The following is a 21,000-nucleotide window of genomic DNA, read 5'->3' on the forward strand; positions in this document are numbered from 1 at the left end:
CGGAACGAGTCCGCGCCCCCCTGCTAGGCTAGCCCGAGCGCGTTGCGATAGGTTTCAAGCAGGGCGTCGGCTTCCTGGCGAGCGTGGGTTTCCATTCTCCGCAGGCGGACAATGGCGCGCATCGTCTTGGTGTCGTAACCGTTGGCCTTGGCTTCGGCATAAACGTCCTTGACGTCGTCGGCGATGCCCTTCTTTTCTTCCTCAAGCCGCTCGATACGCTCGATAAACAGCCGCAGCTGATCGGCCGCGACATTGCCTTCGCTCATTGGTCCCTGCCCTTTTCGAATCTCATGAAAATGTAACGTGAGGCGGCTCACTAGGCGACGGACCGGAAAGCCTCAAGCCGGTTGAATGACCGGGCATTGCCGCTATGGCGGGGGCGGGCAAGACAGGGAGCAATACCAGGGTGACCATGCTGAAACCGCGCGCACGCAAGGTGAAGATCCTGGCCACGCTGGGCCCCGCTTCATCGAGCCCGGAGATGATTCGCGCACTGGTGGAAGCGGGGGCGGACGCCTTCCGGATCAACATGAGCCACGGCAGCCAGGCCGAGAAGGCCAAGCTGGTCGAAACGATCCGCGCGCTCGAGAAATCGCTGCACCGGCCAATGACGATCGTCTTCGACCTGCAGGGGCCGAAGCTTCGCGTCGGCAAGTTCAGGGGCGGTTCGGCCAACCTGGAGCAGGGCAGGATGTTCGTGCTCGATCGCAACCAGGAGCCGGGCGACGCGACCAGGGTCGAGCTGCCGCATCCCGAATTATTCAAGGCGGTCAGGAAGGACACTTGGCTGCTGATCGACGACGGCAAGATCCGGCTGCGCGTCGCCGCGGTCGAGGACGACAAGATCGCGGCGGTGGTCGAGGTCGGCGGCAAGGTCAGCAACAACAAGGGGGTCAATGTCCCCGACGTGCTGATTCCGATCCCGGCGCTGACCGACAAGGATCGCAGCGACCTGGCCTTCGCGCTGGAACAGGGCGCCGATTATATCGCCTTGTCGTTCGTGCAGCGGCCGGAGGATGTCGCCGAAGCGCGCGAGCTGGTCGACGACAAGGCGGCGCTGCTCGCCAAGATCGAAAAGCCCCAGGCGATCGACCGGCTGGCCGAGATATTGGAGCTGGCCGACGCGGTTATGGTTGCTCGCGGTGACCTTGGGGTCGAGCTACCGCCCGAAGGCGTCCCGCCGCTTCAGAACAGGATTGTCGCGGCTGCCCGGAAGGCGGGCAAGCCGGTAGTCGTGGCGACGCAGATGCTGGAATCGATGATCGTCTCGCCGACCCCGACGCGGGCCGAGGTCAGCGACGTCGCAACCGCCATTTACGAAGGCGCCGATGCGGTGATGCTGTCGGCTGAAAGCGCCGCGGGGGCCTATCCGATCGAGGCAGTCCAGATGATGGACAGGATCGGCCGCAGCGTGGAAGCCGACCCGGTCTATTCCGCACGCATCCACTTCACCGAGACGCCGGCCGAGGCGACCACCGCCGACGCGCTGTCGGAAAGTGCGGCACAGATCGTCCATATCCTCTCGGCCAGCGCAGTGGCTTGCTACACCTCGTCCGGATCCACGGCACGGCGGATCGCCCGAGAGCGCGCCCAGGTCCCCACCCTGGCGATGACCGCGAGCATGAAAGTCGCGCGGCGGCTGGGCCTGCAATGGGGCGTCCACGCCGTTCACACCCGCGACGTCAACAATTTCGAGGAAATGGTCGGAAAGGCCAAGCGAATGGTGCTTCGCCATCATCTTGCAGAGGCAGGCGACAAGGTGCTGATCATGGCCGGCGTGCCGTTCAAGACGGCCGGGTCGACCAACGTGATCCACGTCGTGAAGATCACCGGCGACGAGCTGGAAAATTATTCGAACGAGGTTTGAGGAGCTTCATCGCCAACAATTGACGCTCCGTCCTCTCCGTGGCAGCGCGAGAGCAGGGAGAAAGTATGGCGACGACCATCGAGGAACTTGAGGCCAAGCGCGCCCAGGCAAGGCTTGGCGGCGGGGAGAAGCGCATTGCCGCGCAGCACGCCAAGGGGCGGCTGACCGCGCGGGAGCGGCTCAGCGTGTTGCTGGATCCCGGCAGCTTCGAAGAAGTCGATATGTTCGTCGAGCACAATTGCGCCGACTTCGGGATGGAGACGCAGAAGATTCCCGGCGACGGTGTTGTCACCGGGTCGGGCACGATCAACGGCCGGCTGGTTTACGTCTTCGCGCAGGACTTCACCGTGTTCGGCGGGTCGCTGAGCGAGCGGCACGCACAGAAGATCTGCAAGGTGATGGACGCGGCGATGAAGGTCGGGGCGCCGGTGATCGGCCTCAACGATTCGGGCGGAGCTCGCATCCAGGAAGGCGTCGCGTCATTGGGCGGCTATGCCGAGGTTTTCCAAAGGAATGTGCTCGCCTCCGGCGTCGTGCCGCAGCTAAGCCTCATCATGGGTCCTTGTGCGGGCGGCGCGGTCTATTCGCCGGCGATGACCGACTTCATCTTCATGGTGAAGGATTCAAGCTACATGTTCGTCACCGGGCCCGATGTGGTGAAGACGGTGACCAACGAAGTGGTGACGCAGGAGGAACTGGGCGGCGCCGTCACCCACACCACCAAGTCGGGCGTGGCTGATGTGGCGTTCGAGAATGACATCGACGCGCTGCTCGCTACCCGCGAATTTTTCGATTTCCTCCCCCTTTCGAACCGCCACGACCTGCCCGAGCGGCCTACCGAGGATCCGTTCGACCGGCTTGAGGACAGCCTCGACACGCTGGTCCCGCCGAGCGCGGCGACGCCCTATGACATGCACGAGCTGATCCGGAAGGTCGCCGACGAAGGCGATTTCTTCGAACTTCAGCCGAACCATGCGGCGAACATCATTATCGGCTTCTGCCGCATCGAGGGGCGCACGGTCGGCGTGGTTGCCAACCAGCCGATGGTGCTGGCCGGCTGTCTCGACATCAACTCATCGAAAAAGGGCGCGCGGTTCGTGCGTTTCTGCGACGCGTTCGACATCCCGATCGTGACCTTCGTCGACGTGCCGGGCTTCCTGCCGGGCGTCGGCCAGGAGCATCACGGCATCATCAAGCATGGCGCGAAATTGCTGTTCGCCTATGCCGAGGCGACGGTGCCGAAGATCACGGTGATCACACGCAAAGCCTATGGCGGGGCATACGACGTCATGGCGTCGAAGCATTTGCGCGGCGACTTGAACTACGCCTGGCCGACCGCCGAGATCGCCGTGATGGGGGCGAAAGGCGCGGTCGAGATCATCTTCCGCGGCAAGACGCCGGAAGAGATCGCCGAGCATACGCGCGAATATGAGGAGCGCTTTGCCAATCCGTTCGTGGCGGCGAGCAAGGGCTTCATCGACGAGGTCATCATGCCCCATTCCACGCGGCGGAGGGTGGCGCTGGGGCTAAGGAAGCTGCGCGACAAGCAGCTCGAGAACCCGTGGAAGAAGCATGACAATATTCCGCTTTGAGTAAGAGCCGTCATAGGTGATGCAATGAAACTTGGCAGACTCAATCATGTGGGCGTGGCCACCCCGTCGATCGAGGCCTCGGTCGCCCTTTTCCGCGAGCGGATGGGGGCGGAGGTAGTGCGGGAGCCGTTCGACCTGCCGGCGCAGGGGGTGCGCGTCTGCTTCGTCGACACGCCCAACAGCCAGATCGAGCTGATCGAGCCGCTGGGCGCGGACTCGCCGATCGTGAAGTTCCTCGAGCGCAATCCCGAAGGCGGGCAGCATCATTTGTGCTTCGAAGTGCCGGACATCGAGGCGGCCCGGGCCTTCTATGACGGCAAGGGCGTGCGCATTCTTGGACCGACACGAATCGGGGCGCATGGGACGCCGATTTTCTTCCTGCACCCGAAGGATATGGGCGGGGTGCTGACGGAGATTATGGAAAGTCCGAAACAGGCGCATTGAGGTTGTGCCCCGGCGGAGGCCGGGGCCCAGTCATCGCAAATCCGGCTCAATGCCGGGTGCGGCGATTAGGTTTTGGGCCCTTCGGGCGTCTGGGCCCCTGCCTCCGCAGGGGCACTGGGAGATAAAAATGGCCAACCACAACGCCACCATCCGCTGGTTCGCTTCACCGGGCGAGGACTTCGCGCGGGGGAAATATAGCCGGGCGCATAGCTGGAATTTCGATGGTGGAACCATTGTGCCGGCATCGGCCAGCCCACACATCGTCCCCGCACCCTGGGCCGAAGCCGCGGCGGTCGATCCGGAGGAGGCGTTCGTCGCCTCGCTGGCCAGCTGCCACATGCTTTTCTTCCTGGATTTCGCCCGCCGGTCAGGGGTGATCATCACCTCATATGAGGATGAGGCGGACGGGGTGATGGAGAAGGGCGCGGACGGCAAGATCCGCATCACCAAGGTGACGCTTCGCCCGAAGATCGTGTTCGGTGGCGAAAAGCCTGACGCGGCGGCTTTGGATGCGCTTCACCACAAGGCGCATGAGGCCTGCTTCATCGCCAACTCGACGACGGCGGAAGTGGTGGTTCAGCCGAGGTGAGTGTTTGGCAAGGCACTGCGTTGGCGCTAGGTGCGTAGCCGATGACGAAAAAGCTAACTTTTGACGACTGGAAAGCGCTCGCCGGCAAGGAATCGCGCGGCAAGGATCTGTCGCGCGATACGCCGGAGGGGATCCGGCTGAAGAACGTCTATGGGCCGGAGGATGGGGTCGACAGCGGCCTGCCCGGCCTGCCGCCCTACACCCGCGGTCCCTATGCAACGATGTATGCGGGGCGGCCGTGGACGATCCGCCAATATGCCGGCTTCTCGACCGCGGAGGAGAGCAACGCCTTTTACCGCCGCAACCTCGCCGCGGGCCAGAAGGGGCTTTCGGTCGCCTTCGATCTCGCCACCCACCGCGGCTATGACAGCGACCATCCGCGCGTCGCCGGGGATGTCGGCAAGGCGGGCGTGGCGATCGACAGCGTCGAGGACATGAAGCTGCTGTTCGACGGCATTCCGCTTGGCGAAATGTCGGTCAGCATGACGATGAACGGCGCGGTGCTGCCGGTGATGGCCTTCTACATCGTCGCCGGGGAAGAGCAGGGGGTTCCCCGCTCCGCGCTGACCGGGACGATCCAGAACGACATTCTGAAAGAGTTCGCGGTCCGCAACACCTACATCTACCCGCCCGAACCCTCGATGCGGATCGTATCCGACATCATCGCTTACTGCGCGGCGGAGATGCCGAAGTTCAACAGCATCTCGATCAGCGGCTATCACATGCATGAGGCCGGGGCGACGGCGGTTCAGGAGCTGGCCTACACGCTGGCCGACGGCATGGAATATGTGCGAGTTGCGATCACCGATGGGCTCGACGTCGACGATTTCGCGCCCCGGCTTTCGTTCTTCTTCGGCATCGGCATGAACCTGTTCATGGAGGTAGCCAAGCTGCGCGCGGCGCGGACCCTGTGGGCGCGGATCATGACCCAGCTGGGCGCCAAGTCGGAGAAGTCGAAACTGCTCCGCACCCACTGCCAGACCAGCGGCGTGTCGCTGACCGAGCAGGATCCGTACAACAACGTCATTCGCACTACGATCGAAGCGCTGGCGGCGGTGCTGGGCGGGACACAGTCGCTGCACACCAACAGCTTCGACGAGGCGATCGCGCTACCGACCGATTTCTCGGCGCGGATCGCCCGTAACACCCAGCTGATCCTGGCCGAGGAGAGCGGGGTGACCGCGGTCGCCGACCCGCTTGGCGGCAGCTGGTATGTCGAGGCGCTGACCCGCGAGCTGGAGGAAAAGGCCTGGGCGCTGATCGAGGAGGTCGAGCAGCATGGCGGCATGACCAAGGCGGTCGCCGAGGGACTGCCCAAGATGCGGATCGAGGAGGCCGCTGCGGAGCGAGCGGCGAAGGTCGACACGGGCGAGACGGTGATTGTTGGCGTCAACCGCTATCGCCTCAAGGAAGAAGAGCATCTCGACATCCTTGAGGTCGACAATGCCAAGGTCCGCTCCGGCCAGATCGCACGGCTCAAGAAGATGCGCGAAGGGCGGGATGAGGCGAAGGCTCGTGCGGCGCTGGATATGCTGGAGACAGGCGCTCGCGATGGCGGCAATTTGCTGGCGCTTTCGGTCGAGGCGGCGCGGGAGCGCTGCTCGCTGGGCGAAATTTCCGAGGCGCTGGAGCGGGCATTCGGCCGCTACCACACCAATCCGCATCCGGTCAGCGGCATTTACGGGCGCCGCAATGACGGGCGCTGGAAGGAAGCGCTTGCGGGCACCCGCGCGGTCGCGGATCGAATGGGCCGCAAGCCCCGCATCCTGGTCGCAAAAATGGGTCAGGACGGGCACGATCGCGGGGCGAACCTTGTGTCTTCCGCGTTCGGCGATCTGGGCTTCGAGGTGATCGCCGGGCCGCTGTTCCAGACCCCGCGCGAGAGTGCCGAAATGGCGGTCGAGCATGATGTCGACGTGGTCGGTGCCTCGTCGCTGGCGGCGGGCCACAAGACGCTGATCCCCGAACTGATCGACGCATTGAAAGATATGGGCCGCGCGGACATCAAGGTCGTCGCCGGCGGCGTCATCCCGCCGCAGGATTATGCCATGCTGCGCGAGGCGGGGGTGCAGGCAATCTTCGGTCCGGGGACGAATTTGGCCGATGCGGCGGACGAGGTGCTGCGGTTGCTGGGGCACAACAAGCCGCCGGTTGAGGAAGCGGCGGAGTGACATTCAACAATTCGTCATGCTGAACTTGTTTCAGCATCCATTTTGGGGAAGGGCTGTGTGGGTGGCGGAATGGACCCTGAATCAAATTCAGGGTGACGGTTTGGTGGGGCGCTGATGTTCAAGAAAATTCTCATTGCGAACAGGGGCGAAATTGCCTGCCGCGTTATCCGCACCGCCAAGCGGATGGGGATCAAGACGGTCGCGGTTTATTCCGATGCTGACGCCCGAAGCCCGCATGTCCGCATGGCCGACGAGAGCGTGCGGCTCGGACCCGCACCGGCGGCGGAGAGCTATCTCAAGGCCGAGCTGATCATCGACGCCTGCAAGTCGACTGGGGCCGAGGCGGTTCATCCGGGCTATGGGTTCCTCAGTGAGCGGACCAGCTTTGCCGAGGCGCTGGAGAAGGCCGGCATTACCTTCATCGGCCCGCCGCCGAACGCCATCGCCGCGATGGGCGACAAGATCGAATCCAAGAAGCTGGCCAAGGAAGCCGGGGTCAACGTCGTCCCCGGCCATCTCGACGACATCGCCACCACCGAGGAGGCAGTGAAGATCGCAGGCGACATCGGCTATCCGGTGATGATGAAGGCCTCTGCCGGCGGCGGCGGCAAGGGCATGCGCCTCGCCTATAGCGAGAAGGATGTCCGCGAGGGGTTCGAAGCGACCAAGCGCGAGGGACTCAACTCCTTTGGCGACGACCGGGTGTTCATCGAGAAATTCATCGAGGACCCGCGCCACATCGAGATCCAGGTGCTCGGCGACAAGCACGGCAACATTCTCTATCTCGGCGAGCGCGAATGCTCGATCCAGCGCCGCCACCAGAAGGTGATCGAGGAAGCGCCGTCGCCCTTCGTCAGCCCGAAGATGCGCAAGGCGATGGGCGAGCAGGCGGTCGCGCTGGCACGGGCGGTCGGATATCATAGCGCGGGGACGGTCGAGCTGATCGTTTCCGGCAAGGACCCGACCGGCAAGAGCTTCTACTTCCTGGAAATGAACACGCGGCTGCAGGTCGAGCATCCGGTGACCGAGGAAGTGACCGGCCTGGACCTGGTCGAGCAGATGATCCGGGTGGCAGCGGGCGAGAAGCTGGCGTTCCAACAGGACGATGTGAAGCTGAACGGCTGGGCGATCGAGGCGCGCGTCTATGCCGAGGATCCGTACCGGCACTTCCTGCCGAGCACGGGGCGGCTCACCACTTACCGCCCGCCTGCCGAGCATCGAGACAAGGACAGCGTGATCCGCGTCGACGACGGCGTTGCCGAGGGCGGCGAGGTCAGCATGTTCTATGACCCGATGATCGCCAAGCTGATCAGCTGGGCGCCCACACGCGATGCTGCAATCGAGGAAGCCGTCGAGGCGCTGGACGCGTTCCAGATCAACGGCGTTTCGGACAATATCGATTTCCTGTCGGCGCTACTCCAGCACCCGCGTTTCCAGGCCGGGGAGCTGACGACCGGCTTCATTGCCGAGGAATATCCGGACGGATTCCAGGGCGCGCCGGCGGACGATGAGCTGCTCGCCGATCTTGCTGCGCTGGGCGCAATTGTACAGCTGACCAGCGACACGCGCGCAGCGCTGATCGATGGGCAGCTGGGCGAGCCGCAGTTCCCCGACGCGACCAATGTCGTCCGCATCGGCAAGCAGGAATTCACCGTCACGATTGCGCCCTATGACGGGGGCAATCTCGCCATCGTCGACGACAAGGAAGCGGTCGACGTGGTCGGCGACTGGTCGCCGGGCGGCAAGCTGCTGGTTGCCGACATGGATGGGCGCCCGCGAATCGTGCAGGTGGCGAAGAAGGGCCGCGGCTGGACGCTGACCACGCGCGGCGCGGCACATGCCGTGCAGGTCCTGCCGCGTCACGTTGCGGACCTCGCTCATCACATGATCGAAAAGGTCCCGCTCGACCTGTCGCGCTTCCTGCTGGCGCCGATGCCGGGGCTGCTGACGCGGCTTGAGGTCAAGGCGGGCGACAAGGTCGAGGCCGGCCAGCCGATCGCGGTGGTCGAGGCAATGAAGATGGAAAACATCCTCCGCGCGGCCAAGAGCACGACGGTCAAGGCCACGCCGGCCAAGGCGGGCGACAGCCTGGCGGTCGATCAGGTCATTGTTGAGTTTGAGTGAGTTGTTCCCCTGCTAAGGCAGGCGTCCAGTCACGCGAAGCGCTCACTTGTCTATCATTGCTGGCGCTGCCTGTGGCAGCGGTCTGGGCCGCTGCCTTCGCAGGGGAACTAGCGCTGCCGTAACTCCACCCGCCTCAACTTCCCCGTTGCCGTCTTGGGCAGCGCTTCCACAAACTCGATTTCGCGGGGATATTTGTATGGCGCAATCGTTGCCTTCACGAAATTCTTGAGTTCCGAAATTAGCGCCTCATCCGGCGTCACATTGGCCGCCGCGACGACGAACGCCTTCACTTTCTGGCCGCGTTCCGGGCAGGGCACGCCGATCACCGCGCATTCGGCCACCGCTGGATGGCCCAACAGTGCATGTTCCACTTCCGGCGCGCCGATATTGTAGCCTGAGCTGACGATCATGTCGTCGCTTCGCGCGACGTACCAGAAGTAACCGTCGGCATCCTTGCGGTAGGTGTCGCCGGTGATGTTCCAGCCACCCTCGACATAATCGGCCTGACGCGGGTCATCGAGGTAGCGGCAGCCGGTGGGGCCCTTGATCGCGAGGCGTCCTTCGCCCTCATCAAGAGGATTGCCCTGGGTGTCGAGGACCGTCGCCTCATAGCCGGGAACAGCACGCCCAGTGGAACCGTGGCGGATCGCGTCGCCGCTGGCGGATATGAAGATGTGCATCATTTCGGTCGAACCGATGCCGTCGACGATGCTGATCCCCGTCCGATCCTTCCACGCCTGCCAGGTCGCACTGGGCAAATGCTCGCCGGCGGACAGGCAGCATTTCAACGTCTTCAACGCCTCGTCCAAACCGGGTTGCGACAGCATGGCTTTGTAGGCGGTCGGCGCGGTGGCGAGATGTGTGACTGCGAAGGTAGAGATCGCTTCCAGCATCGCCGTTGGGTTGGGCTGTTCGATGGTCGCGGTCGCCGCGCCGAAGCGGAGCGGGAACAGCAGGGTCGCGCCGAGTCCGAAAGTGAAGGCGATCGGTGCCGAGGTCATCACCACGTCCCCCGGCTTCATCGCGAAATGGGCCGAGGCGAACGCATCGCAGGGCGCGAGGATGTCGCGGTGGAAATGTACGCAGCCCTTGGGAACGCCGGTGGTGCCGCTGGTGAAGGCGATCAGCGCCGGATCGTCGCGGCCGGTATCGACCGGCGGAAGTGGCTTAAGATTGGCGCACCTCGTCTCGAGCGCGCCCTTGCCATAGTCGCCGTCATATTTGACGAGGTGCTTGATGTGCCGGGTCTGGCTCATCGCATCGCGGAAGTCGCCGATGAAGCGGCTGTCGACCAGCGCATGGCTGATCTCGGCGCGATCGATCACGGTCGCAATCTCGCCAGGACGGAGCAAGGGCATGGTCGCGACCACCACCCCGCCAGCCTTGAGCACCCCGAGCCAGGCGGCGAACAAAGTGTAGCCGTTGGGCCCGCGCAGCAGCACGCGATTGCCGGGGGTCAGCCCTTCCACCTCCACCAGAAGCCGGGCGATGCGGCCGGAAAAGTCGTCGAGGTCGCGATAGGTCCAGCGGCCGTGCGCGTTGACCACGGCGAGATCGTCGGGCTTGCCGCCCTTCAGCAGTTCCGCAGCGGCGTTAAGTTGCTCCGGATAGTCGATCAGCAGGAAATCGGGCAGCTGGTCGGCCGGTGGCAGCCGGTCATTTACAAAGCTGTCGTAATTCACTCGGGCACCACCGCCGTCGCTTCGATTTCGATCTTCGCGGCCGGCTCGACCAGCCGGACGACCTGGACCAGCGCCATTGCGGGATAGTTGTCGCCCATGATCGATTTCCAGATAGGCCCGAGTTCGTCGCGGGAACTTAGATATTCCTGGAGCTCGGTGACGTAGACGGTGAGGCGAACGATATGCTCTGGCCCAGCGCCGTCCTCCTTCAGGATCGCAAGGACGTTGCGCAGTGCCTGTGCGAACTGGCCGTCGAGGCGGTGCGAGGGGAAGAATTCGCGCTCGTCCCAGCCAACGACGCCGGCGGTGAAGATCATTCGGCCGGTCGCGCTGATCCCGTTGGAATAGCCCTTGGGCCGCGGCCAGCCGGGGGGAAGCAATGACTTCATGAGCGATGCTCCTTCAGTAGATCGCGGGCGATGACCATCCGCTGCACTTCGCTCGCGCCTTCGTAAATGCGGAGCGCGCGGATCTCGCGATAAAGTTCCTCGACCTTGGCACCCTTGGTGACGCCGAGCCCGCCGTGAAGCTGCACGGCCATGTCGATGACCCGTTGCGCTTCCTCGGTGGCGTGGAGCTTGGCCATGGCCGCGGCGCGGCGATTGTCGGCTTTGCCCATGTCCTGCTGCCAGGCCGCGCGAGCGATGAGCAAGGCGGACGCATCGACGCTGGTCGCCATTTCACCCAGCCGTTCCTGAGTCACCGCGTTGTCGGCGAGGGTGAGGTTGCCCAGCTTGCGCGTGGAAGCAAAGGCAAGTGCCTCGTCGAGCGCGCGCTGCGCGAACCCGAGCGCCGCTGCGCCAACCGTCACTCGAAACAGGTTCAGGGTCTGCATCGCGATCTTGAAGCCGCCGCCCTCGGCACCAAGCAGTTCCGCCCGGACTCCTTCGAATTTGAGGCGGGCCAATGGATGCGGCGCAATCACCTCGATCCGTTCCGCGACCGACAGGCCCGGCACGTTCCCATGCACGATGAAGGCGGAAATACCCCTGGCGCCTTCGCCTTCTCCGGTGCGCGCGAACACGGTCAGCACATCGGCGAGCGTTCCGTTGGAGATGTAGCTTTTCTCGCCGTCGAGGACCCAGTCCTCGCCATCGCGGCGCGCGGTCATGGCGAGGTTGGCGGCGTCGCTTCCGGTTTCGGGCTCGGTCAGGGCAAAGGCGGCAATCGCCTCTCCCGATGCCACCTTGGGAAGCCATTCGGCCTTCTGCGCCGCGCTTCCCGACAGGCTTATCGCGCCGGATCCGAGCCCCTGCATGGCGAAGGCGAAATCGGCGAGACCGCTAGCTCGCGCCAGGGTCGAGCGGGCGATAGCCAGGCTGCGGACGTCCGGCGGAGTCCCGCCATTAGCGACGCACAGATTGAGGAAGCCTGCCCCGCCAAGCGCCGCGACGAGCGAACGGCAGGCGGCATCAACATCATCGGCATGTCCGCCTGCCAGATTGGCTTCGCACCAGCGCACCAGCCGATCGGCGAGCTCGCGATGGCGCGGCTCGAAGAAGGGCCAGTCGAGCCAGTCAGTCACCTTTGAACTCCGGCTTGCGCTTGTCGGCAAAGGCCTCATAGGCGCGGTGAAAGTCCTTGGTCGTCATGCACTCGGCCTGCACCTCGGCTTCCATCCCGAGCGCGGTATCGATCGACACGGCCCATTCGGCGTCAAGCTGCTGCTTGGTGATGTAGTGCGCCTGGACCGGGCCGTCGGCGAGGCTTCGCGCGAGTGCCTGCGCCTCGGCCCGCACATCGTTAGCTATGCGGCTGAAGAATCCCCATCGTTCGCCTTCTTCCGCGCTCATGTTTCGGCCGGTGAACAAAAGCTCGGCGGCCCGGCCATGCCCGATGATCCTTGGCAAAATCGCGCAGGCGCCCATGTCGGCGCCCGACAGGCCGACGCGCGTAAAGAGGAAGGCGGTCTTGGCGTCGGGCGCAGCGAGGCGCAGGTCGCTTGCCATGGCAAGGATCGCGCCTGCGCCGGCACACACCCCTTCAACCGCGGCAACGATCGGTTGCGGGCAGTCGCGCATCGCCTGTACGAGATCGCCGGTCATGGTCGTGAATTCGCGCAGGCCCAGCACATCCATCCGGGTCAGCGGACCGATAATCTCATGGACGTCGCCGCCCGAAGAGAAATTGCCGCCCGCACCGGTCAGCACCACGACCCTGACCTCAGGCGTTTCCTTGAGCGCCCGGAACAGGTCGCGAAGCTCGGCATAGCTGTCGAAGGTCAGCGGATTCTTCCGCTCCGGCCGGTTGAGCGTAATTGTGGCGACACCATCGCCGAAGTCCCACAGGAAGTGACTCGGGACCAAAGTTTCCGGGTGCAAGCTCAAGCGGTAGTTCCTCCATCGATGGTGACCGCAGCACCGTTAACGTCACGGCTTTGCGGCAGGCATAGCGTCAAGATCATCGTCGCCACTGAATCGGGATGGACCAGCCTCCCGCTCCTGTTCATCGCGGCGAGCGACTGGCGTGCTTCGTCTTCGCTGCGCTTCGAAACGCGCGCGATCCGCGCCGCACTGTCATCGACCATCGGCGTGTCGACGAAGGCCGGGCAGACGGCATTAACGGTCATCCGGGACCTGGCATACTCGCTGGCCAGGCTGCGCATCAGGCCGATCAGGCCATGCTTCGACGCAGCATAGGGCGCGGCGTAAGCGGCGCCGCGAAGGCCGGCAACGGATGCCACGAAGACCATCCGACCATCATCCTGGTCGAGAAGATCGGGAAGCGCAGCCTGGGCGCAATCGAATGCGGAAGTGAGGTTGGTAGATATGATTCGGTCCCACGCCTCACGGGGCGTGCGGTCGAACGGGGCGCTATCGCCGACACCGGCGTTGACGATCAGGAAGGAGATTGGCCCGTTGGCGGCGCGCGCTTCATCGAAGGCGCTAAAGACTTCGTCGCGATCGGTGACATCGCATTTGATAGCAGTTCCGGAAACGATCGCAGCCGTCCGCTCAAGCGGTTCAAGACGCCGTCCCAGAACGGAAATTTTCGCGCCCGCCGCATGGAGATGCGTGGCGGCAGCCGCCCCGATCCCGGTTCCGCCGCCGGTGATCAGCGCATGGCGCCCCTGAAGCCAATCATTTGCCGGCATGCTTTCCCCTTTCAATGGAGCATTGGCCGAAGCCGACGAAGGTGGCAAGGCAGCCAAAACAACCAGGGAAACGACTCATGAAGACCCGCGCAGCCGTTGCATTCGAAGCCAAGAAGCCGCTCGAAATCGTCGAACTCGACCTCGAAGGGCCCAAGGCCGGCGAAGTATTGGTCGAGATCATGGCGACAGGCATCTGCCACACCGATGCCTATACGCTCGACGGGTTCGACAGCGAGGGGATTTTTCCGTCCGTTCTCGGCCATGAAGGCGCCGGCGTGGTTCGCGAAGTGGGCCCGGGCGTGACGTCGGTAAAGCCCGGCGACCATGTCATCCCGCTGTACACCCCCGAATGCCGCCAGTGTAAGTCGTGCCTCAGCGGCAAGACCAACCTGTGCACAGCGATCCGCGCGACCCAAGGCAAGGGCCTGATGCCCGACGGGACCAGCCGCTTCAGCTACAAGGGGCAGACCATCTATCATTACATGGGCTGCTCGACCTTCTCCAACTTCACTGTGCTGCCCGAAATCGCGGTGGCCAAGATCCGTGAGGACGCGCCCTTCGAAACAAGCTGCTACATCGGATGCGGCGTGACCACGGGCGTCGGCGCCGTGGTCAAGACCGCGAAGGTCGAGCCTGGCGCCAATGTCGTCGTCTTCGGGCTCGGCGGCATCGGCCTCAACGTGATCCAGGGCGCCAAGATGGTCGGCGCGAACAAGATCATCGGCGTCGACATCAACTCCTCGCGCGAGGAATGGGGCCGGAAATTCGGCATGACCGACTTCGTCGACGGGCGCGGCAAGGATCGCGCGGCAATTATCGAGGAAGTGATCGCCCTTACCGATGGCGGAGCGGATTATAGTTTCGACGCCACCGGCAATACCGAAGTGATGCGGACTGCGCTGGAATGCTGCCATCGCGGCTGGGGCACGAGCATCATCATCGGCGTTGCGGAGGCAGGGAAAGAGATTTCGACGCGTCCGTTCCAGTTGGTGACGGGCCGCAACTGGCGCGGAACTGCCTTTGGCGGGGCCAAGGGCCGCACCGATGTCCCGAAGATCGTCGACTGGTACATGGATGGGAAAATCGCGATCGATCCCATGATCACGCACGTGCTGAAGCTTGAAGAGATCAACAAGGGTTTCGACCTGATGCATGCCGGGGAAAGCATCCGGAGCGTGGTGGTTTACTGATGCCCGACAAGGTCAGCATTGCCGACAAGCTGGGCAGCTTTTCCGACCATTGGGCACCGCGAATAATCGCGCGCTACAATGGCAATGAGGTCAGGATCGCCAAGGTCGATGGCGAATTCATCTGGCACCAGCATGACTCGACGGATGAACTTTTCCTGATCGTCGAGGGCGAACTCGACATGGAATTTCGCGATCGGACAGTGACGTTGAGGCCGGGCGAACTGATAGTCGTTCCAAAGGGCACCGAGCATCGCCCCTGTGCGCGGCGAGGCGAGGTGGCGATGATGATAATCGACCTTGAGGGCACGCCCAACACTGGCGATGAGCTAACCGCCACCAAAGCAGTCGAAATCTAGGAGGAAAGACGATGTTCAGCCATGTCATGCTGGGGTGCAGCGACCGGGAGAGGTCGCGCAAATTCTACAATGCAACCCTGAGTGCGCTCGGCATCGCGCCAGGGCAGGATTTCGGCAAGTCCGACTGGTGGATGACCCGTGATGGATCGCTTGGGGTCGGGCAACCGCTGGACGGTCAGCCATGCAGCCATGGCAATGGCTCGACGATCGGCTTGCGGGCCGGCAGTCCAGAGGAAGTCGATGCCTGGCACGCGGCGGGTGTCGCCAATGGCGGGACAGCGATCGAGGACCCTCCCGGCATCCGCGACGCCGGCTTCGGCAAGATGTACCTCGCCTATTTGCGCGATCCCGACGGGAACAAGCTGTGCGGTTTTTATCGAATGCCCAAGGAATGACGCTGGAGACCGTCAGCGAGGTCAAGAGTCACGGCGGGGTGCAGGGCGTCTATCGCCATGCCTCCGCCGCTACAGGCACCGAAATGACCTTTTCGGTGTTCGTGCCGCCGCAGCCTGAAAAGGGGGAGGCGCTGCCGGTGCTGTGGTATTTGAGCGGGCTCACCTGCAGTCATGCCAATGTCACCGAGAAGGGCGAGTATCGCGCCGCTTGTGCCGAGCATGGCATCATCTTCGTCGCGCCGGACACCAGTCCTCGTGGCGAGGGAGTTCCCGACGATAGCAAGGGTGCCTGGGATTTCGGCCTGGGCGCGGGCTTCTATGTCGATGCGACGACCACGCCCTGGTCGGCCAATTATCGGATGTGGAGTTATGTCGCGCAGGAATTGCCGGCACTGGTTGCCGATCATTTCCCCATCGATGCGGCGCGCCAGGGCATTACCGGTCACTCGATGGGCGGCCACGGTGCGCTGACCGTGGCGTTGCGTCATCCCGGGCGGTTCCGTTCCGTATCTGCGTTCGCCCCCATCGTTGCGCCAAGCCAGGTGCCATGGGGCGACAAGGCGCTATCCAACTACCTGGGCCTAGACCGTTCCAAGTGGCGCCCCCATGACGCGGTGGCGCTTATCGAGGACGGGGCGAGACTGCCCGACTTGCTGGTCGATGTCGGTGAGGCCGACCCCTTCCTTGAGCGCGAGCTGAAGCCGGAACTGCTCGAACGTGCTTGTGCCGATGCGGGTATAGCGCTGACGCTGCGCCGTCAGCCAGGGTATGATCATAGCTACTATTTCATCTCGACCTTCATGAACGACCATATCCGCTGGCATTCGGAGCGACTCGCCGCATGATCGACTTGGCGGACGAGGCGGTACGCATTGGCGCCGCCCTGGCCGCCGGTCTCCTGATCGGCATCGAGCGGGGCTGGAAACAGCGCGCCGACCGCGCTGGAACTCGCGTCGCCGGAATCCGCACCTTCACGTTGCTGGGCCTGGTCGGCGGACTTGCCGGGCTACTCGGCTCAATTGGCCAGCCCTTGGTTGGCGGCGCTGTCGCCCTGGCCGCCGCGGCTGTCCTGGTGATCGGCTATGCGCCGAAGCTCAAGGCCAAGGGTGACGCAACCAGCGCCATCGCTGCGCTTGTCACCCTGACGATCGGGTTCATCGCCGGATCGGGAAGCGCCGGGCTGGCAATCGCCGCAGCGGCGGTGGCGGTCCTGATATTGGCGATGCGCGAGGAATTGCACGGCTTCGTCCGCCGCCTCGATGAGCGCGACGTCAAGGCACTGGCTCGCTTTGCGGTAATTGCGCTTGGCGTCCTCCCCTTCCTGCCAAACGAAGCGATGGGGCCGTACCTTGCATGGAATCCCTATAAGCTGTGGTGGGTGGTGGTGTTGGTCACCGGCTTTTCTTTTGCCGGATATGTGGCCAATCGAATCTTTGGGGAGCGGCATGGAACCATCGCGACCGCGCTGATCGGCGGAGCATATAGTTCGACCGCCGTCACCCAGTCGCTGGCCCAGCGGCTAGGAGCCGACCAGAAAGGCGGCGCCGAACCGGCTGGAATCGCGCTGGCCACGGCGGTCATGTACCTGCGCGTCATCGTGCTGGTTGCGATCCTCGCCACGCGCATCCTGTGGCCGTTCGTCATCGTCATTCTGCCGCCGCTGATTGTCGCCTGGCTGGCCGGCTGGTGGCTCTATCGCAAGTCGCCCGCGACGGAAGGGCCCAGCCCGCCGGGCAATCCGATCGCGCTGGCTCCGGCGCTTGGCTTTGTTGCATTTGTCGCAGTCGCCGCGATCATCGCCCGCTGGGCCGAAGGCCGGTTCGGGGAGCAGGGCATCGCGGTGCTGCTGCTCATCATGGGATCGATGGACGTCGACGCGGCGATCGTCACCGCGGGCGGCCTGCCCCATGAATTGATTACGGCCGAACTGGCGGCGCTGGCCATCGGCGGAACGATCCTCGCCAATATGTCGGTCAAGGTCGGGGTGACGCTGGCCTATGCGCGCCGGAAAGGAATCGGCGCTGTCGCCGCCCTCGGCGCGAGCATGGTCGCGCTGGTGGCGAGCCTGGTCGTCGGCTGGCTGCGATTGTGAATCTGCTGCCACTGCATTGTCCGGCTTTCTCATGGAACGCCTGAAAATGGTGACCCCTACGGGAATCGAACCCGTGTTTCAGCCGTGAAAGGGCCGCGTCCTAACCGCTAGACGAAGGGGCCACTTGCGTGGTGCGGGGCGCGACTAGGGGATGAGCGCTCGGCGGTCAAGCAGGCGCGGCATCTTCCAGGTGCATTTCCGCCGCATTGCCGCCATTCCATTCGTCGCGCTTGATCGTACCCGCCAACCACCAGCGCCTGTCGGCGGGCGAGGACAGCATCGCCTGACCCAGCTCAGTCTCCGCGGCGCGGAAAGCGATCAGCTTGAACGATCGGCCGTCGTCGCCGCAGGCAATGGCGCGGACGTGGCCATTTCCGACGACGCCTACCTTGATCAGTCGCGCTGGCCCGGCAGCGACCCGAGGAGCGGGCCAGCCGGCCCCATAGGGTCCTGCCGCGTCGAGCGCGTCGCATAACTCGCCCGCGACTCCGCCGGGGGCAAGCAGGGCATCGAGCAATAACGCTCGTCCTCCGCGCGCCGATTCTACGTCGGCCCTCATCCGTTCGTGAAGGAAGGTGCGGAGCGCCTCGAGCCCGCCAGGTGCAACAGTCAAACCGGCCGCCATCGCATGTCCACCTCCAGCGACAAGCAGGCCATGGTCCTTTGCCGCAAGCACCGCCGCACCGAGATCGACGCCCGAGATGGACCGGCCCGACCCCTTGCCCGTGCCATCCTCTTCCTCCGCAACGACGATTGCGGGGCGGCCAAAGCGCTCTTTCAGGCGGCTGGCGACGATGCCGATTACGCCGGGGTGCCAACCACGCCCGCTGACCATGATCAGCGGAGCCTCGGATTGGGCCTCCGCCGCCTCTCCCGCCTGTTCCGTAACGAGCATCTCAATCGCGCGCCGCTCTTCGTTCAGCCGGTCGAGCTCAGCTGCGATGGTTCGCGCCTCGTCGGGATCGGTCGATGTCAGCAGCCGGACGCCAAGATCGGACTTGCCGACCCGCCCGCCGGCGTTGATCCGAGGGCCGAGCGCAAAGCCGAGGTCCCGGCAGGTCGGCGGCTTCACCAGCCGTGCCGCCTGGGCCAGCGCGACGAGCCCGATGTTGCGCCGCTCGGCCATCACCTTGAGCCCTTGGGTTACGAAGGCGCGGTTGAGCGTCTTCAATCGTGCGACGTCGGCGACGGTGCCAAGCGCGACAATGTCGAGCAAATCCATAATCCGGGGCTCTGCCCGATCCGCGAAATAGCTGCGGCCGCGCAGTTCGCGGAGCAATGCGACGCCCAGCAGGAAGGCCATGCCGACCGCGGCGACATGGCCATGCGCGACGCCAACTTCGCTCTCATCGAGTCGGTTGGGGTTGATCAGCGAATGGGCGACCGGAAGGCTGGCGGCGCATTGATGATGATCGCAGACAATGACATCGAGGCCAGCGTCGGCTGCTTCCTGCAGCGCGTCGAACGCCTGCGCGCCGCAATCCACGGTGATTGCCAGACTGGCGCCGCGCCGCTTCAACTCGACCAAGGCCGCGCCTGACGGGCCATAGCCCTCCATCAGACGGTCGGGGATATAAACGATCGGGTCACTGCCGAGCTGGCGAAGAAGGATGGTCAGCAGCGCCGCAGAAGTCGCACCGTCCACGTCATAGTCGCCGAAGATCGCGACGGTTTCGACAGCCTGCACGGCATCGGCCAATCTTGCGGCGGCCTTGTCCATGTCGGCAAAAGCCGAGGGGTCGGGAAGGAAGTCGCGGATGGTCGGCTGACGGTGTCGGGCGAGGTCTGCTTCTTCGATCCCGCGCGCGAGCAACAGCTGGTCGGTGAGGTCGCGGCCCAGCTCGTCGCCTCCGACACGGCGCCAGCGCCAGGGCTGGCCCGTGAGGCTTTTCTCGACGCCGCAGGCAAAGGGACTCATGACAGTAACTCCGTCCGAAGCGCTTCGGCCTCGGCGCGGCTCAATGCTGGTACATGGTGATCGGAGAAGCCGCTGCCCCCGGCGACGCCGAGCCTTAGGGTGCAAATGCCAAAGGCGCGGCTCCAGAAGTTCTCGGAAAGGTCTACGCTCTGGATCTTGCGCACGGGCAATATGTTGCGGCGGTGACGCCACCAACCTGACTCGACGAACAAATTGCTGGCATCGAGCGAATAGCGGGTTCGCCGCCAAGCGAGCCAGCGCATGGCAATCGCCAGGAAGCCGCCAAGCAGCCACAACAGGCCGACCGGCCCGACAAATGGCAGCACAATGATCGTCGCCAGTGCGGCGGGGATCAGAATGCCGGTGAATGAGGTGACGAATGCGCGCGAGACGGCGAGCCACGAGCCCGAAGGCGGAGCGAGCGGCCAGCCGAGCGAGGCAAGGATTGCAGCGGCTTCCCCCTCACGCGCAAGCGGAGCGACGACGTGATCGCCCTTCCCACCGTCCTGGGCGAGACTTTGAAGCTTCAGAACCCACCAGCCGAAGCGTTGGCGGATTGGGCCGTTGGCAAGAATTGCCGCCTGCGCCCGCTTGGCCGGAATGGTGACATCGGTCAGCGTCAGCAGGCCGCGGCGGCGGCGGAATCCGGTTTCCGTCCGGTCGAGGCGAAAGCCATAATCGCGCAGGACAGTGCGGACCAGGCCGGTGCCGATTCCCAACAGGATCAGCAGGACGCTGCCCCCGAGAACCGCTACGATTTGGTGCGTCAGGACCAGGTTTTGCAGCGGCTCGCTACGGTTCAGCAGGTCGATCCAGAAGCTGCGTTCGAACGGATCGAAGCCAAGTGCGTCGCCCATCGTCTGGGAAATACCGAACAGGCCTGCGATGACCGCCAGGGAAAAATTGAACAGGCCGGCGGTCACTACACGGCGGTTGTCCATCGCGAACAATGCGGGCCCGTCCTCCGCCGCCAGCCCAGCATCGGCCGTCGCGGCTCGGCTGCGCCGGGCGCGGATATGGTCGCGCAGCGCCTCCGCCCGCTTTAGCGAAATGGTATGGAGAACGCCTTCCTCTTCCTTGCTTCCAGCCGATGCGCCGGTTTCAAGCTTGACCTGGGCGAGGCCGAACAGGCGCTGGAGCGGGCCTTGCTCTATGTCGACGTCGGTAACCCGGTCGAACGGGATGGCGCGGCTGGTGCGCGACAGGAAGCCGCTGTCGATGCGGATCTCATGCGCGCCGACGCGATATTCGAGCTTGAGCCAGCGAAGGACCAGCGCCCCTACCGACAGCAGGGCGAACAGCAGGCCCATCACCGCCACTAGCAACCAGCGTCCCTGAGTGGCGAAATAGGCACTGCCGGCAAGCATGCCCCAGGCGCCCTTCACCGACTGGCCAAGTCCGGTCACGAGGTAAAGCGGATGTAGCCGCTCAGGCGGCCCGAGCTCCTCGTTGGGCAGGGCAAGGGCAGCGGATTCGCTCATTTCGC

Annotated in this window: 19 protein-coding genes and 1 tRNA gene; 11 read left to right on the forward strand and 9 right to left on the reverse strand. The window is 64.3% G+C overall.

Going from position 1 to position 21,000, the window contains the following annotated elements; all coding sequences use genetic code 11:
- Nucleotides 1-23 precede the first annotated feature (23 nt).
- Nucleotides 24-266 (reverse strand): DUF2312 domain-containing protein, encoded by a 243-nt coding sequence (locus LVY65_RS09455; protein ID WP_235067814.1) that lies wholly within the window; start codon nucleotides 264-266, stop codon nucleotides 24-26.
- Nucleotides 267-412: 146 nt separating this feature from the next.
- Here LVY65_RS09455 and pyk point away from each other — a divergent pair, with 146 nt between their 5' ends.
- The 6 genes from pyk (at nucleotide 413) to LVY65_RS09485 (ending at nucleotide 8,787) form a co-directional block, all read left to right on the forward strand.
- Complete coding sequence (pyk, locus tag LVY65_RS09460) at nucleotides 413-1,867, forward strand: pyruvate kinase (protein ID WP_235067987.1); 1,455 nt, start codon at nucleotides 413-415, stop codon at nucleotides 1,865-1,867.
- Nucleotides 1,868-1,932: 65 nt separating this feature from the next.
- Complete coding sequence (locus tag LVY65_RS09465) at nucleotides 1,933-3,459, forward strand: acyl-CoA carboxylase subunit beta (RefSeq protein ID WP_235067816.1); 1,527 nt, start codon at nucleotides 1,933-1,935, stop codon at nucleotides 3,457-3,459.
- 24 nt (nucleotides 3,460-3,483) lie between these two features.
- On the forward strand, nucleotides 3,484-3,903 hold the full coding sequence (gene mce, locus LVY65_RS09470; protein ID WP_235067818.1) for a methylmalonyl-CoA epimerase: 420 nt from the start codon (nucleotides 3,484-3,486) through the stop codon (nucleotides 3,901-3,903).
- A 127-nt stretch (nucleotides 3,904-4,030) separates the two neighbouring features.
- The gene (locus tag LVY65_RS09475; RefSeq protein WP_235067819.1) at nucleotides 4,031-4,492 is read left to right on the forward strand and encodes an OsmC family protein; all 462 of its coding nucleotides are present in this window, start codon (nucleotides 4,031-4,033) and stop codon (nucleotides 4,490-4,492) included.
- 41 nt (nucleotides 4,493-4,533) lie between these two features.
- A complete protein-coding gene (scpA, locus tag LVY65_RS09480; RefSeq protein WP_235067820.1) occupies nucleotides 4,534-6,663 on the forward strand; it encodes a methylmalonyl-CoA mutase in 2,130 nt (709 codons plus the stop codon).
- A gap of 114 nt (nucleotides 6,664-6,777) precedes the next feature.
- Entirely contained in the window at nucleotides 6,778-8,787 is a 2,010-nt protein-coding gene (locus tag LVY65_RS09485) for an acetyl-CoA carboxylase biotin carboxylase subunit (protein ID WP_235067821.1), read from the forward strand.
- A 107-nt stretch (nucleotides 8,788-8,894) separates the two neighbouring features.
- Here LVY65_RS09485 and LVY65_RS09490 read toward each other — a convergent pair whose 3' ends face one another.
- Genes LVY65_RS09490 through LVY65_RS09510 form a run of 5 tightly spaced genes read right to left on the reverse strand, consistent with a single transcriptional unit; the run spans nucleotide 8,895 to nucleotide 13,563 of the window.
- Complete coding sequence (locus LVY65_RS09490; protein WP_235067822.1) at nucleotides 8,895-10,469, reverse strand: AMP-binding protein; 1,575 nt, start codon at nucleotides 10,467-10,469, stop codon at nucleotides 8,895-8,897.
- Nucleotides 10,466-10,858 carry a RidA family protein gene (locus LVY65_RS09495; RefSeq protein WP_235067823.1) on the reverse strand — a complete coding sequence of 131 codons (393 nt, stop codon included), beginning with the start codon at nucleotides 10,856-10,858 and terminating at the stop codon, nucleotides 10,466-10,468. Before LVY65_RS09495 ends, LVY65_RS09490 begins: the two co-directional genes overlap by 4 nt.
- Nucleotides 10,855-11,994, reverse strand: coding sequence for an acyl-CoA dehydrogenase family protein (locus LVY65_RS09500; RefSeq protein ID WP_235067824.1), 1,140 nt, complete (start codon nucleotides 11,992-11,994; stop codon nucleotides 10,855-10,857). The genes LVY65_RS09495 and LVY65_RS09500 overlap by 4 nt, the downstream gene beginning before the upstream one ends.
- Nucleotides 11,987-12,796: an enoyl-CoA hydratase family protein gene (locus LVY65_RS09505; RefSeq protein ID WP_235067825.1), complete on the reverse strand. Its 810-nt coding sequence runs from the start codon at nucleotides 12,794-12,796 to the stop codon at nucleotides 11,987-11,989. Before LVY65_RS09505 ends, LVY65_RS09500 begins: the two co-directional genes overlap by 8 nt.
- Nucleotides 12,793-13,563 (reverse strand): SDR family NAD(P)-dependent oxidoreductase, encoded by a 771-nt coding sequence (locus LVY65_RS09510; RefSeq protein WP_235067827.1) that lies wholly within the window; start codon nucleotides 13,561-13,563, stop codon nucleotides 12,793-12,795. The genes LVY65_RS09505 and LVY65_RS09510 overlap by 4 nt, the downstream gene beginning before the upstream one ends.
- Nucleotides 13,564-13,640: 77 nt before the next feature.
- On the opposite strand from LVY65_RS09510, the gene LVY65_RS09515 reads away from it, so the two are divergent.
- Genes LVY65_RS09515 through LVY65_RS09535 form a run of 5 tightly spaced genes read left to right on the forward strand, consistent with a single transcriptional unit; the run spans nucleotide 13,641 to nucleotide 17,596 of the window.
- Nucleotides 13,641-14,753 carry an S-(hydroxymethyl)glutathione dehydrogenase/class III alcohol dehydrogenase gene (locus tag LVY65_RS09515; RefSeq protein ID WP_235067829.1) on the forward strand — a complete coding sequence of 371 codons (1,113 nt, stop codon included), beginning with the start codon at nucleotides 13,641-13,643 and terminating at the stop codon, nucleotides 14,751-14,753.
- Entirely contained in the window at nucleotides 14,753-15,109 is a 357-nt protein-coding gene (locus LVY65_RS09520; RefSeq protein WP_235067830.1) for a cupin domain-containing protein, read from the forward strand. The genes LVY65_RS09515 and LVY65_RS09520 overlap by 1 nt, the downstream gene beginning before the upstream one ends.
- Nucleotides 15,110-15,120: 11 nt before the next feature.
- A complete protein-coding gene (locus LVY65_RS09525; RefSeq protein ID WP_235067832.1) occupies nucleotides 15,121-15,504 on the forward strand; it encodes a VOC family protein in 384 nt (127 codons plus the stop codon).
- Nucleotides 15,501-16,349 (forward strand): S-formylglutathione hydrolase, encoded by an 849-nt coding sequence (fghA, locus tag LVY65_RS09530; protein WP_235067833.1) that lies wholly within the window; start codon nucleotides 15,501-15,503, stop codon nucleotides 16,347-16,349. Before LVY65_RS09525 ends, fghA begins: the two co-directional genes overlap by 4 nt.
- Nucleotides 16,346-17,596: an MgtC/SapB family protein gene (locus tag LVY65_RS09535; RefSeq protein WP_235067834.1), complete on the forward strand. Its 1,251-nt coding sequence runs from the start codon at nucleotides 16,346-16,348 to the stop codon at nucleotides 17,594-17,596. Before fghA ends, LVY65_RS09535 begins: the two co-directional genes overlap by 4 nt.
- 47 nt (nucleotides 17,597-17,643) lie before the next feature.
- Here the strand turns inward: LVY65_RS09535 and LVY65_RS09540 are convergent.
- The 3 genes from LVY65_RS09540 to LVY65_RS09550 form a co-directional block, all read right to left on the reverse strand.
- Nucleotides 17,644-17,718, reverse strand: a tRNA-Glu gene (locus tag LVY65_RS09540).
- 44 nt (nucleotides 17,719-17,762) lie between these two features.
- Nucleotides 17,763-19,514 carry a single-stranded-DNA-specific exonuclease RecJ gene (gene recJ, locus LVY65_RS09545; RefSeq protein ID WP_235067835.1) on the reverse strand — a complete coding sequence of 584 codons (1,752 nt, stop codon included), beginning with the start codon at nucleotides 19,512-19,514 and terminating at the stop codon, nucleotides 17,763-17,765.
- Entirely contained in the window at nucleotides 19,511-20,995 is a 1,485-nt protein-coding gene (locus LVY65_RS09550) for a PH domain-containing protein (RefSeq protein ID WP_235067836.1), read from the reverse strand. The genes recJ and LVY65_RS09550 overlap by 4 nt, the downstream gene beginning before the upstream one ends.
- Nucleotides 20,996-21,000: the final 5 nt, after the last annotated feature.

This window comes from Sphingomonas cremea, assembly GCF_021502585.1.
GTDB lineage: Bacteria > Pseudomonadota > Alphaproteobacteria > Sphingomonadales > Sphingomonadaceae > Sphingomicrobium > Sphingomicrobium cremea.

Coding starts and splice junctions, on each gene's coding strand:
- LVY65_RS09455 (WP_235067814.1), bottom strand. CDS start 266: ATGAGCGAAGGCAATGTCGCGGCCGATCAGCTGCGGCTGTTTATCGAG.
- pyk (WP_235067987.1), top strand. CDS start 413: ATGCTGAAACCGCGCGCACGCAAGGTGAAGATCCTGGCCACGCTGGGC.
- LVY65_RS09465 (WP_235067816.1), top strand. CDS start 1,933: ATGGCGACGACCATCGAGGAACTTGAGGCCAAGCGCGCCCAGGCAAGG.
- mce (WP_235067818.1), top strand. CDS start 3,484: ATGAAACTTGGCAGACTCAATCATGTGGGCGTGGCCACCCCGTCGATC.
- LVY65_RS09475 (WP_235067819.1), top strand. CDS start 4,031: ATGGCCAACCACAACGCCACCATCCGCTGGTTCGCTTCACCGGGCGAG.
- scpA (WP_235067820.1), top strand. CDS start 4,534: ATGACGAAAAAGCTAACTTTTGACGACTGGAAAGCGCTCGCCGGCAAG.
- LVY65_RS09485 (WP_235067821.1), top strand. CDS start 6,778: ATGTTCAAGAAAATTCTCATTGCGAACAGGGGCGAAATTGCCTGCCGC.
- LVY65_RS09495 (WP_235067823.1), bottom strand. CDS start 10,858: ATGAAGTCATTGCTTCCCCCCGGCTGGCCGCGGCCCAAGGGCTATTCC.
- LVY65_RS09510 (WP_235067827.1), bottom strand. CDS start 13,563: ATGCCGGCAAATGATTGGCTTCAGGGGCGCCATGCGCTGATCACCGGC.
- LVY65_RS09515 (WP_235067829.1), top strand. CDS start 13,641: ATGAAGACCCGCGCAGCCGTTGCATTCGAAGCCAAGAAGCCGCTCGAA.
- LVY65_RS09520 (WP_235067830.1), top strand. CDS start 14,753: ATGCCCGACAAGGTCAGCATTGCCGACAAGCTGGGCAGCTTTTCCGAC.
- LVY65_RS09525 (WP_235067832.1), top strand. CDS start 15,121: ATGTTCAGCCATGTCATGCTGGGGTGCAGCGACCGGGAGAGGTCGCGC.
- fghA (WP_235067833.1), top strand. CDS start 15,501: ATGACGCTGGAGACCGTCAGCGAGGTCAAGAGTCACGGCGGGGTGCAG.
- LVY65_RS09535 (WP_235067834.1), top strand. CDS start 16,346: ATGATCGACTTGGCGGACGAGGCGGTACGCATTGGCGCCGCCCTGGCC.
- recJ (WP_235067835.1), bottom strand. CDS start 19,514: ATGAGTCCCTTTGCCTGCGGCGTCGAGAAAAGCCTCACGGGCCAGCCC.
- LVY65_RS09550 (WP_235067836.1), bottom strand. CDS start 20,995: ATGAGCGAATCCGCTGCCCTTGCCCTGCCCAACGAGGAGCTCGGGCCG.